General features: G+C 63.6%; 16 protein-coding genes, 1 pseudogene and 1 riboswitch. Of the genes and pseudogenes, 12 read left to right on the forward strand and 5 right to left on the reverse strand.

Annotated features, from left to right (window positions below):
* Positions 1-227 precede the first annotated feature (227 nt).
* From pgsA to FJ957_RS11390, 5 genes are all read left to right on the forward strand, one after another.
* Positions 228-824 (forward strand): CDP-diacylglycerol--glycerol-3-phosphate 3-phosphatidyltransferase, encoded by a 597-nt coding sequence (gene pgsA, locus FJ957_RS11370; protein WP_040984724.1) that lies wholly within the window; start codon positions 228-230, stop codon positions 822-824.
* A gap of 5 nt (positions 825-829) precedes the next feature.
* Entirely contained in the window at positions 830-1,087 is a 258-nt protein-coding gene (gene moaD / locus FJ957_RS11375; protein WP_140651850.1) for a molybdopterin converting factor subunit 1, read from the forward strand.
* Position 1,088: 1 nt separating this feature from the next.
* A complete protein-coding gene (locus tag FJ957_RS11380) occupies positions 1,089-1,568 on the forward strand; it encodes a molybdenum cofactor biosynthesis protein MoaE (RefSeq protein WP_140831349.1) in 480 nt (159 codons plus the stop codon).
* A 134-nt stretch (positions 1,569-1,702) separates the two neighbouring features.
* Positions 1,703-2,116 carry a YbaY family lipoprotein gene (locus FJ957_RS11385; protein WP_140831351.1) on the forward strand — a complete coding sequence of 138 codons (414 nt, stop codon included), beginning with the start codon at positions 1,703-1,705 and terminating at the stop codon, positions 2,114-2,116.
* A gap of 179 nt (positions 2,117-2,295) precedes the next feature.
* Entirely contained in the window at positions 2,296-2,565 is a 270-nt protein-coding gene (locus tag FJ957_RS11390; RefSeq protein WP_140644528.1) for a hypothetical protein, read from the forward strand.
* Between the two features lie 285 nt (positions 2,566-2,850).
* Here FJ957_RS11390 and FJ957_RS11395 read toward each other — a convergent pair whose 3' ends face one another.
* Positions 2,851-3,327 carry a cupin domain-containing protein gene (locus tag FJ957_RS11395; RefSeq protein WP_140831353.1) on the reverse strand — a complete coding sequence of 159 codons (477 nt, stop codon included), beginning with the start codon at positions 3,325-3,327 and terminating at the stop codon, positions 2,851-2,853.
* A gap of 64 nt (positions 3,328-3,391) precedes the next feature.
* Here FJ957_RS11395 and FJ957_RS11400 point away from each other — a divergent pair, with 64 nt between their 5' ends.
* The 4 genes and pseudogenes from FJ957_RS11400 to FJ957_RS11415 all read left to right on the forward strand — a co-directional run bounded on the left by FJ957_RS11400 (position 3,392) and on the right by FJ957_RS11415 (position 5,252).
* Positions 3,392-3,847, forward strand: coding sequence for a MarR family winged helix-turn-helix transcriptional regulator (locus FJ957_RS11400; protein ID WP_140831356.1), 456 nt, complete (start codon positions 3,392-3,394; stop codon positions 3,845-3,847).
* Positions 3,848-3,886: 39 nt separating this feature from the next.
* Positions 3,887-3,947: riboswitch (Fluoride riboswitch) on the forward strand.
* 98 nt (positions 3,948-4,045) lie between these two features.
* Entirely contained in the window at positions 4,046-4,459 is a 414-nt protein-coding gene (crcB, locus tag FJ957_RS11405; RefSeq protein ID WP_140831358.1) for a fluoride efflux transporter CrcB, read from the forward strand.
* A gap of 3 nt (positions 4,460-4,462) precedes the next feature.
* On the forward strand, positions 4,463-4,885 hold the full coding sequence (crcB, locus tag FJ957_RS11410; RefSeq protein WP_140831360.1) for a fluoride efflux transporter CrcB: 423 nt from the start codon (positions 4,463-4,465) through the stop codon (positions 4,883-4,885).
* A gap of 32 nt (positions 4,886-4,917) precedes the next feature.
* Positions 4,918-5,252 (forward strand): annotated as a pseudogene (locus tag FJ957_RS11415) (DUF190 domain-containing protein).
* Here the strand turns inward: FJ957_RS11415 and FJ957_RS11420 are convergent.
* The gene (locus tag FJ957_RS11420) at positions 5,234-5,473 is read right to left on the reverse strand and encodes a hypothetical protein (RefSeq protein ID WP_140831363.1); all 240 of its coding nucleotides are present in this window, start codon (positions 5,471-5,473) and stop codon (positions 5,234-5,236) included. The pseudogene FJ957_RS11415 and the gene FJ957_RS11420 sit on opposite strands and share 19 nt — an antisense overlap.
* 173 nt (positions 5,474-5,646) lie before the next feature.
* Positions 5,647-6,069, reverse strand: coding sequence for a nucleoside-diphosphate kinase (ndk, locus tag FJ957_RS11425; protein ID WP_041010781.1), 423 nt, complete (start codon positions 6,067-6,069; stop codon positions 5,647-5,649).
* Positions 6,070-6,275: 206 nt separating this feature from the next.
* Here ndk and FJ957_RS11430 point away from each other — a divergent pair, with 206 nt between their 5' ends.
* Complete coding sequence (locus tag FJ957_RS11430) at positions 6,276-6,479, forward strand: hypothetical protein (protein WP_140831365.1); 204 nt, start codon at positions 6,276-6,278, stop codon at positions 6,477-6,479.
* 3 nt (positions 6,480-6,482) lie between these two features.
* Here FJ957_RS11430 and FJ957_RS11435 read toward each other — a convergent pair whose 3' ends face one another.
* Together FJ957_RS11435 and FJ957_RS11440 are read right to left on the reverse strand one after the other, a co-directional pair.
* Positions 6,483-6,779 carry a DUF1905 domain-containing protein gene (locus FJ957_RS11435; RefSeq protein WP_140831367.1) on the reverse strand — a complete coding sequence of 99 codons (297 nt, stop codon included), beginning with the start codon at positions 6,777-6,779 and terminating at the stop codon, positions 6,483-6,485.
* Between the two features lie 22 nt (positions 6,780-6,801).
* The gene (locus tag FJ957_RS11440; RefSeq protein WP_140831369.1) at positions 6,802-7,494 is read right to left on the reverse strand and encodes a glutathione S-transferase family protein; all 693 of its coding nucleotides are present in this window, start codon (positions 7,492-7,494) and stop codon (positions 6,802-6,804) included.
* A 61-nt stretch (positions 7,495-7,555) separates the two neighbouring features.
* Here FJ957_RS11440 and FJ957_RS11445 point away from each other — a divergent pair, with 61 nt between their 5' ends.
* Entirely contained in the window at positions 7,556-8,065 is a 510-nt protein-coding gene (locus tag FJ957_RS11445; RefSeq protein ID WP_140831371.1) for a DinB family protein, read from the forward strand.
* A gap of 400 nt (positions 8,066-8,465) precedes the next feature.
* Positions 8,466-9,251: a GGDEF domain-containing protein gene (locus FJ957_RS11450; RefSeq protein ID WP_140831373.1), complete on the forward strand. Its 786-nt coding sequence runs from the start codon at positions 8,466-8,468 to the stop codon at positions 9,249-9,251.
* The last annotated feature ends 16 nt before the right edge of the window (positions 9,252-9,267 follow it).

Raw genomic sequence — 9,267 nt, forward strand, 5'->3', positions numbered from 1 at the left:
CCCGTGGATGACGAAGTTGCTTAGGCTTCGCCAATCCCAACGTTGCAAGAAGAGTATACATCGAAGTTGCCAATCTCTGCCTCTGACGTGGAATGCCCAGACCAGAGAGAGGTGCTTCACGCCGACCTTCACGCCATTTTTCCCTGTCCAATCGAATCTCGCCTGTTGACCCCCTGCATTCGCTTCTGATTTGAGTACGTCTGGCGGAGGAGATTTCCCGAGACGACATGGCACAACGCGCGTTCAACCTGCCGAACATCCTCACCTATGCCCGCATCGTCGCGGTGCCGCTGGTCGTTCTGTGCTTCTTTCTAGAAGGGCATCTGAAGTCGTCCGACTTCGCCCGCTGGTCGGCGCTGGTCATTTTCCTGCTGGCCTCCATCACCGATTACTTTGACGGCTATTTCGCGCGCGCTTGGCAGCAGACCTCCAACATCGGCAAGATGCTGGATCCGATCGCCGACAAATTGCTGGTCGCAACCTGCCTGCTCCTGCTTGCCGCCGACACCGACCGTCATGGCGGTATCGCCGGCTGGTCGCTCTGGGCGGCGATCATCATCCTGTGCCGCGAGATCCTGGTTTCGGGCCTGCGCGAATATCTGGCTGCCCTGAAAGTGTCGGTGCCGGTGACCCAGCTCGCCAAGTGGAAAACCACGATTCAGATGGTCGCCATCGCTTTTCTGCTGGTCGGCCCGGCCGGCGACAAGATCTTTCCGCTGACCACCCAGATCGGCCTGGTGCTGCTGTGGGTCGCGGCGCTCGTCACGCTCTACACCGGCTACGACTATTTCCGCGCCGGCCTCAAGCACATCATGGACGAGTGAAGACAATGCCCACGAAGCTCATCTATTTCGCCTGGGTGCGCGAGCGGATCGGCAAGCCGGAAGAGGACGTCGAATTGCCTTCCGGCATCGAGACGGTCGCCGATCTGCTGCGCTGGCTGAAGTCGCGCGGCGAGGAGTATGAGAACGCGCTGCAATACCCCGACGTCATCCGCGTCGCCATCAACCAGGAACATGTCGGCCACCGCGAGAAGATAGCGGGCGCGCGCGAAATCGCGCTGTTTCCGCCGATGACCGGGGGCTGAGATGGCCGGCGCCGTGGTGCCCGCCATCCGCATCCAGCGCGAGGATTTCGACGTCGCCGCCGAGATCGCCGGCCTGACCGGGGGCCGGGCCGATATCGGCGCCGTGGTCACGTTCTCCGGCCTTTGCCGCGACGAGCAGGGTGCGCTGTCGGCGCTCGAGCTCGAGCACTATCCCGGCATGGCCGAAGCCGAGATCGGCCGCATCGCCGCGCAAGCCCTCGAGCGCTGGCCGCTGCAGGGGCTCACCGTCATCCATCGCCATGGCAAGATAGCGCCGGGCGAAAACATCGTGCTGGTGGTCGCGGCCTCGTCGCACCGCGAGGCGGCCTTCGAGGCGGCGAATTTCCTGATGGATTACCTGAAGTCGCGCGCGCCCTTCTGGAAGAAGGAGCATCTCGCCGACGGAACTCAAGGCAGCTGGGTCGAGGCCAAGGAAGCCGACGATCACGCCGCGGACCGCTGGAAGAAACAAGGCGAATAATGCATGTCGCCCAGAAGTGTGCAGCGGTTCTGGGGCAACGACATGCATCAGAAAAAACTCCCGTTCGGCCATCGAACGACCGCAATCCTTCCCAAGCTTGCCAATCGGTTTGATTTGCTTGGCGGAGCAATCTCATGCTGGACGGGATCGCGGAGTTTTTCATCTTCGGGCTGGTGCCGCTGGTCGTCGGCGTGCTTGCCGTGCCGGAAGTGACCAATGCCGGCGAAAAGACGATCGCGGGCGAGGTGACCTATCGTGAACGCATCGCCCTGCCGCCCGATGCCGTGCTCGTGGTCGAGCTTGCCGATGTCTCGCTGGCCGATGCGCCGGCAACCGTGATCGCCAGGCGCAGGATAGCGCCCACCGGCCAGGTGCCGATCAAGTTCGACATCGGCTTCGATCCCAAGTCGATCCAGAAGGGCCGAACCTACGCGCTGCAGGCGCGCATCACGGTCGGCGAGCGGCTGATGTTCGTTACCGATACACGTCACCAGCTCGATCCGCTGGCGAGCAGGCCGCGGACGGTTTTGCTGAAAATGGCGCACTGACGTCGTGCGCCGCGCCTGACCGCGCGACTTTTCCGCCTCGAAACCGTGTTCGCCGGAATAAACCGGCAACGCCAGGCGTTGACTTATGCAGATGGCGGGCAGGCAAAGGGACGATGTCCCTTCACTTAAACCGCCAGACCGAATGCGCGGATCGATCTGGCGCTCAAAGGAGACCAGATATGAAAAAGCACACGCTCTTTCTCGCAGTCACAAGCATATCGCTGATCGCCTTGGCCGGTTTTGCCAGGGCGGACGATCACCTGTTCAACGCCACGCAGCACGGCCTCAGCCCCGACAGCCAGCCTTTCCAGACCAACAAGGCCGGCCACAGCGGTGACCTTGCGCCTGGACAGGGCAGTCCGTTCGCCGGCGAGGAGACGAAGACGCCGTCTACCGATACCGAGGCGGCGAACGCCCATGCGAATGTGAAAGACCGTCAAGCCAAATGACGTCCGCCCGCCGGGGGGCCGGCGGGTTTTAAGAGCAATTCCAAGAAAGTGGGACGCGGTTTTCCGTCCGGAATTGCGTGAAACAAAGAGATAGAGCGGTTCGCCGTTTCCAGGAAATGGTGAAACGCTCTAGCATGCCGGACCGCGTCAACAGCGCGAATAAAAATCCCGTTCGGCCATCGAACGACCGCAATCCCTCCCAAACTTGCCAATCGGTTTGATTTGCCTGGCGCGAGTTGAGGTCTTTCCATTCAGCCAGTTCGATTTGCGGCATGCGCCAGGAATTCAAGCCTGCGCCGCCGCCGCCGGTGTCAGGCCGAAGCGGCGCATCAGGTCCATGATCCTCGCCCGGTCCGGCGGGCCGCCGGCGCCAAAAATGGCAAAGGCCTCGCGGAAATAGTCCGGGCTGATCGCCGCGGGTGTGACCACGCACAACACTTTGGCGGTTTCCGCGGTGTTGTTGTCGAAGCGATGGACCGTGCCGCGCGGAATGCAGAGAGCCTGTCCCACCCCGACCTCGTGTCGCTGCCCGTCGACCGTGAGCGTCAGTACGCCCTCGATGCCGTACATCGTTTCCTCGTAGTGGTCGTGGCTGTGCGCCGGGGCGAGCAGCCGCTGCGAGCCGGACACGGTCAGTTCGAAGGCCGCGATGCTGCCGTTGGACTGGTCCCCGGTGAGCAGGAAGCGAATGGCGAGGCCGCCATCATCGCCGATCGTTTCTTCCGCCGGATTGACGCGCACATTGCCGGCTTTCCCTAGCATTCCATCCTCCCACGTGGTAAATCGAATTTACCGAAATGAGTAAACTCAATTTACGAGTATGTCAATGCCTCCATCCACGGACGATCCTCCGAAAAAACCGCCACTGATCGGCGCGCTGTTGCGCGTGCCGGCCTTGGCCATCCACCGCAAGCTGATCAGGGATTTGCGGGCATCCGGCTTCGACGATTTGAGCCCGCCGCATATGGCCGTGATCCAGTATCCAGGACCGGACGGGATGCGTCCGAGCGCGCTTGCAGAGCGGGCCGCGATGAGCAAGCAGGCCATGAACCAGTTGCTGAAGACGCTGGAGGGGATGGGCTATATCATTCGCAGCGCGGCGCCCGACGATGCCGGGGGGACCGTCGTGAACTTCACCGACAGGGGCAGGGCCGCTTACCAGAAGATGGCGGACATCCTGCTCGATATCGAGCGGGAATGGGCCGAGGAGCTTGGGCCGAAGCGCTTCCAGGAATTGAAGACGCTGCTCGGCGATCTCTGGGACACGCCGCTGATCCGCTGAGGCGCCAATTGACCCCGCCACCTCGACCCCCTAGGCTCCCTCGAAAATGGGGATGGGGTTCCCCGAAACTGCCCTTAGGGCTGATGACTCCTGCCAGGCGTGCTCTCGCGCGGCAGGATTTGTTTTTCCCGCTCGCATCATGCCTCATTTCGTGAAGTGATTCCGGTGCGGAATCGCGTTTGGAAAGGCATTGAAGCGATGACCCTTGCGGCTTGCGCCCTGGTTCTGATCGGCGGTTTCCTCGGCGGCATTTCCCGCTTTTTCCTCTCCGGCATGGTCGGCCGTGCCATCGGCGAGACCTTTCCCTGGGGCACGTTGCTGGTAAACGTTTCCGGCGCCTTGGCCATCGGCGCCTTCGCAGGCGCGGCGCGGGCTGTCGGCGGCGTATTCGCCGGCGATCTCGTCCGCGACCTGATCGTCGTCGGCCTGTTCGGCGGCTACACCACGGTATCGTCCTTCTGCCTGCAGACGCTCAACCTCGCGCTCGACGGCGAGGGGCGGCTCGCCGCCTTCAACGTCGTCGCTTCGTCAGTGCTGTGCGTGTTGTTCGTCGCGCTTGGCTTCTGGACGATCGTCTGGGTTTCTGGTTCAGCCACCGGCATGGCGGGCTGAACGATGACGGACAGGCAGATGGCGACGCGGCTCTATCTGGCGGTCGGTTGTGGCGCGGCGATCGGCTCGCTGGCCCGCTTCCTGTCGAGCTATGTCATCGTCTCGCTGCTCGGCATAAACGCGCTTTGGTCGACTGCTTTCGTCAATGTCGTCGGCTCGTGGGTCATCATGGCCTTCGCCACGCTGACCGGGCCGGACGGGCGCCTGATGGTCGGCCCGGCCAGCCGCAATTTCGTCATGGCCGGCTTCTGCGGCGGCCTCACCACGTTTTCGGCGATGAGCCTCGATACATTTATCCTGCTGTTCGAGGGCGACTGGCCGCTGGCCGCGACCTATCTCATCAGTGTGGTCGGCCTGTCGCTCGCCGCGGCGTGGCTGGGCTATCTCATGGCGTCCAGGCTCAACCGCTTGCCGGCCGACAGGTGATCGGGCCAAACCGGTGATCAGGGGAAGAGAACATGGAACTTCCCACCCAATGCGCGCTGCTCAGGATCTTCTTCGGCGAGGACGACAGAGCAGCCGGTGGCAAGCCGCTGCATGAGGCGATCGTCATCAAGGCGCGCGAGACCGTCATGGCGGGCGCGACGGTGCTGAGGGGCCCGCTCGGTTTCGGCCGATCGAGCGTGCTGCACACCGCCAACATCCTGCGCCTGTCGCAGGATCTGCGATCGTTGCCGACGCGCCCGAGAAGATCGATGCGCTGATCCCCGAGATCAAGGCGCTGACGAAGACGAAGAGCTGCCTGATCACCAGGGAGAAGGTCGAGGTCATCCGCTACGGCGACGGGGAGTGACCCCCGCCATCTCCGATCCGCCCCCGAAGCCGGCGGCAGATCGTCTCCTCATCGAAGACGCCCGCGGAAAAGAGTTTCATGGCCTCTATCGCCAGGTCGGATGCCTCGGAACTGCCTGCGACGATGCCGCGTTCCTCGCAGAGCTGGTCATAGATACGCTTCAACAGGACCAGGTCGTCCGGGTATGCAACGCCACTTTTAGAAACATGAGGCATGATCATGCTTGCCTCCCTCGATTTGGGCGGAAGCGCGGTGGTCGCTCACAGCCGGCGACGCCCTAGGCTGTTCTGCCGCCGGTGTCGTCGAACCTAGGGCGCGCGGCAGGCGCGACCACCCCTCAAAATAAAAACGGCCCGCTCGGGCGGGCCGTCTCTGCGAGATCCAAAGTTGCGGCTCAGCCGACGATCTCGGTGTCCGAGAACCAGTACTTGATCTCCTGCGCGGCGGTCTCGGGCGCGTCGGAGCCATGCACGGAGTTCTCGCCGATCGAAAGCGCGTGCACCTTGCGGATGGTACCCTCGGCGGCGTTGGCCGGGTTGGTGGCGCCCATCACTTCGCGGTTCTTGGCGATGGCGTTCTCGCCCTCCAGCACCTGCACGATCGTGGGCGCCGACGACATGAATTCCACCAGCTCGCCGAAGAACGGACGGTCCTTGTGCACGGCGTAGAACCCTTCGGCCTCACGGCGGCTCATCCACACGCGGCGCGATGCGACGACGCGCAGGCCGGCGTCTTCCAGCATCTTGGTGATGGCGCCGGTGAGGTTGCGCCTGGTCGCGTCCGGCTTGATCATGGAGAAGGTGCGTTCGATCGCCATAGGGTCGTCCTTGTTGTGGGAATGGAAACTGGGGTGGCGGGCTCTATACAAGTCGCCCGGCGGCTTGCCAAGGGGAGGCGGCTTCTGGTCAAGGCGAGCCGTTTGCGGGATAATCAGGCGGCTGCACACGCCTCGGGAGCGAGGTCCGGAGCGCCGTGGCGGCGGAGCCCGAGGCGATGAACTGGCCCTATCTCACACGCGGTGACATGGCTGGCCTTCTTTTCGTGGCCGTATTTTTCGCCGCTGTCGTCCTTGCCCTGCTTTTCTTCCCGCAGCGCGCGGAGCAGAATTTCGGCTTCGGCCCGGAATGGCAATGCGTGCGTATGGAACAGGGCGATCCGATCTGCGTGAGGCTGGCCGACAGCAACGCGCCGAATGGGGACGCGCGCGACAAGGGCGCGTCAAAATAGGCGCTAAAGCTCAAACTCAAAGGTCACTGTAGGCGCATCGCCCGCCTTGAGGCCTTCCCGCTGGCGCACCGAGGCCTTGACCGGCAACAGCAGGCTGCCGGACGACTTGTCGGGAAAGAGCGACGTTTGCCACCTGGTCTTGCCGATCGCCGCCGTGATGCCGACCGAGCCCCAAGGGCGCGCCAGCCCCGCCATCGCCGCCTTGATCCGCGCCGCGACGTCCGTCGGCAGCGTCATGAAATGCCAGCCACCCTTGCCCGGATAGACCCAGATCTCGGCCTGCATCTCATAGCGCAACATGGCAGCCCCGCGCTCGCGGCGTTCACGCCGCAGCCGCGACCTGCCGGCCGATCCCGCCATGCAGGTCGAGGCAGCGCTCGAACCAGCGCGTGATGCCGTCGGCATCGTCGAGCAACTGGAAAGGCGAGGCGATGCGACCCCATTGCAGCGCCCCGAAGACAATGTAATCGACAAACAGCGGCGCCTCGCCGCCGATGAAGGGCTGGTAGGTCAGCGTCGAGCGCAGCGGCTCCAGCGCGGCACGGAAGGCCGAGAGCCCGGCGTCGCGATTGGCCACCACGTCTTCCAGGCGCTTGCCATAGCGCTGTTCGCGGTTCTCGCGGAAATAGGCCGCGTTCGGTTCGTCCTGCATCGCATGCAGATCGGTCAGAGCCACCGACGCGATATAGGGGTGGATGGTGAGCTGCGACCAGCGCTCGATGAAGCGCGCCGTCGCCTTGCCGCCTTCGCCGGAAAACAGCGTCGGCCGGTCGGGGTAGGCTTCGTCGAGATAGAGCGCGATGGCGAAGGAATCGGCCACCACGCGCTCGCCGTCGCGGATCACCGGCACCGTCTTCGACACGCCGCCCTCGACCTTCGGCACCTCCAGGAAGCGCGTCGGCACCTTGGTGGCGGCGAGCCCCTTGTGCGCCAGGGCCATTTTGGTCTTCCAGCAATGCGGGCTGAACGGACGGCCGATGTCATGGCCGACAAGGTCGTAAAGCAGAATGGTCATTGGCGGGTCCGTTGCTGCGGGTTACGAAGGGTCCGGATTCGAGTTGAGCCGGGTGGGAAAAATGAAGCAGCATTTCATGATGTTTGCGGCCTATAATCAATGGGCCAATGGCCGTCTCTACGATGCCGCCGCCGATCTTGGCGAAGACGAGCTCGGTCGCGACGTCGGCGCTGTCTTCGGCTCGATGCTCGGCACGCTGAACCATCTGCTCGCCGTCGACCGCGTCTGGATGAAGCGTTTCACCGGCGAGGGCGACGCGCCCTCGAACACAGCCGCCATGCTCTACCACGCCTTGCCGGCCCTGAAGCTGGCGCGCAAGGCCGAGGACAGGAGGGTCGTCGACTGGGTGAGCGCGATGGGCGACAAGGCGATCACCGGCCGTTTCTCCTACATGACCGTCGACATGCGCACCGTCTCGCAGCGCCTTTCGCCTGCGCTCAGCCATTTCTTCAACCACCAGACCCACCATCGCGGCCAGGCGCATATGGTGCTCACGGTACTCGGCCGACCCTCGGTGCCGCTCGACCTTGCGCTGTTCCAGCGCTCCGAGGAAGGTCGCGCCTACGCCTGAAAGCGCGTTGGCCGGAAGAAGTGCTCGCGCGAGTTATCCGGCAATAGCCGGTCAAGCAGCATATCGGGCTGCATTGTCCATGAATGGCCAAGTTTGCGGCCGGGTTGTTCTTGAGAAATTTTCCAAATTTAAGAAAAGTCAGGCCACGGCCAACAGGGAGTGTCGAACCGGCCGTGAGGCTCCGCGGCATTCTCCTACCGCGTCGCCGGCTGCGGCGGCGCGCTGACGAAAACCTCCGGCCAGTCGGAGACCCTGCCGCCTTTGGTGGCGGGCTTTCTGCCTGCCCGTCACCAAAGGCGATGCCGACGGCGTCTTAACCACACTTGCATTGAAGCTAATATGTTAGGACTTCTTTTGCGCTCGCGCTGCACAATAAGCCAATTGCAGTGGGAGCAATGACATGCGCATCGATTTGTCCCCCACGAGTTGGGGCAGGGTCGTGGTGGTCACCGCCGGCGGCACCGCCTTTTTCATTGCCGCCGCCTTCTTCGTCGATTCCTTCAATTTCCCCTCGCTGTCGCCGCAGGCGCTGCTGTGGGCGCAACTCACGGACCTGTTCCTGCCGCTTGTCCTCGGCGGCTCCTTCCTGTTCTTCCTGATGTGGAAGATGCGCCAGCTGGCGATCACGCAGAAGGAACTCAGCGTCATTGCTGCGACCGACAGCCTGACGGCGGTCTTCAACCGCGGCGCCTTCTCGATGCTGGTCGAGGCCTACCTCGAGCGGGCGCGGGGCCAGACGGTCGCCGATGCCGGCGCGCTGCTGATCGTCGATGCCGATCACTTCAAGTCGATCAATGACCGCCTCGGTCACGATTGCGGCGACCAGGCGCTGAGGTTGATCGCGGCGACGATCAAGGGGCAACTGCACGGCGCCGACATTGTCGGGCGTATCGGCGGCGAGGAATTCGCGGTCTTCCTGCCCGGCGCCGACGCCGCGCGCTCCTTCCTGGTCGCCGAATCCATCAGGCGCCGCATCCGCGAGGCCGAGTTTGCACCCGGCGGGCGGCCCTGGCCGCTTTCGGTGAGCATCGGCGGTACCGCCTTCAGCGGCCCGACCACCTACCATGACGTGTTCCAGGTCGCCGACCGTCATCTCTACAAGGCCAAGTCCAATGGCCGCGATCAGGTGAGCTTCGAGAGCCCGCGTGGCGGGCTGGCGGGCGACGCCGCCGGCACGGTCCACTAATCAAAGTGCGATCCGT

The organism is Mesorhizobium sp. B2-4-6 (assembly GCF_006442775.1).
GTDB lineage: Bacteria > Pseudomonadota > Alphaproteobacteria > Rhizobiales > Rhizobiaceae > Mesorhizobium.

Excerpts from the sequence above, each read along its gene's own strand:
- pgsA (WP_040984724.1), top strand. The coding sequence starts at position 228 with ATGGCACAACGCGCGTTCAACCTGCCGAACATCCTCACCTATGCCCGC.
- moaD (WP_140651850.1), top strand. The coding sequence starts at position 830 with ATGCCCACGAAGCTCATCTATTTCGCCTGGGTGCGCGAGCGGATCGGC.
- FJ957_RS11380 (WP_140831349.1), top strand. The coding sequence starts at position 1,089 with ATGGCCGGCGCCGTGGTGCCCGCCATCCGCATCCAGCGCGAGGATTTC.
- FJ957_RS11385 (WP_140831351.1), top strand. The coding sequence starts at position 1,703 with ATGCTGGACGGGATCGCGGAGTTTTTCATCTTCGGGCTGGTGCCGCTG.
- FJ957_RS11390 (WP_140644528.1), top strand. The coding sequence starts at position 2,296 with ATGAAAAAGCACACGCTCTTTCTCGCAGTCACAAGCATATCGCTGATC.
- FJ957_RS11395 (WP_140831353.1), bottom strand. The coding sequence starts at position 3,327 with ATGCTAGGGAAAGCCGGCAATGTGCGCGTCAATCCGGCGGAAGAAACG.
- FJ957_RS11400 (WP_140831356.1), top strand. The coding sequence starts at position 3,392 with ATGCCTCCATCCACGGACGATCCTCCGAAAAAACCGCCACTGATCGGC.
- crcB (WP_140831358.1), top strand. The coding sequence starts at position 4,046 with ATGACCCTTGCGGCTTGCGCCCTGGTTCTGATCGGCGGTTTCCTCGGC.
- crcB (WP_140831360.1), top strand. The coding sequence starts at position 4,463 with ATGACGGACAGGCAGATGGCGACGCGGCTCTATCTGGCGGTCGGTTGT.
- FJ957_RS11420 (WP_140831363.1), bottom strand. The coding sequence starts at position 5,473 with ATGATCATGCCTCATGTTTCTAAAAGTGGCGTTGCATACCCGGACGAC.
- ndk (WP_041010781.1), bottom strand. The coding sequence starts at position 6,069 with ATGGCGATCGAACGCACCTTCTCCATGATCAAGCCGGACGCGACCAGG.
- FJ957_RS11430 (WP_140831365.1), top strand. The coding sequence starts at position 6,276 with ATGGCTGGCCTTCTTTTCGTGGCCGTATTTTTCGCCGCTGTCGTCCTT.
- FJ957_RS11435 (WP_140831367.1), bottom strand. The coding sequence starts at position 6,779 with ATGTTGCGCTATGAGATGCAGGCCGAGATCTGGGTCTATCCGGGCAAG.
- FJ957_RS11440 (WP_140831369.1), bottom strand. The coding sequence starts at position 7,494 with ATGACCATTCTGCTTTACGACCTTGTCGGCCATGACATCGGCCGTCCG.
- FJ957_RS11445 (WP_140831371.1), top strand. The coding sequence starts at position 7,556 with ATGAAGCAGCATTTCATGATGTTTGCGGCCTATAATCAATGGGCCAAT.
- FJ957_RS11450 (WP_140831373.1), top strand. The coding sequence starts at position 8,466 with ATGCGCATCGATTTGTCCCCCACGAGTTGGGGCAGGGTCGTGGTGGTC.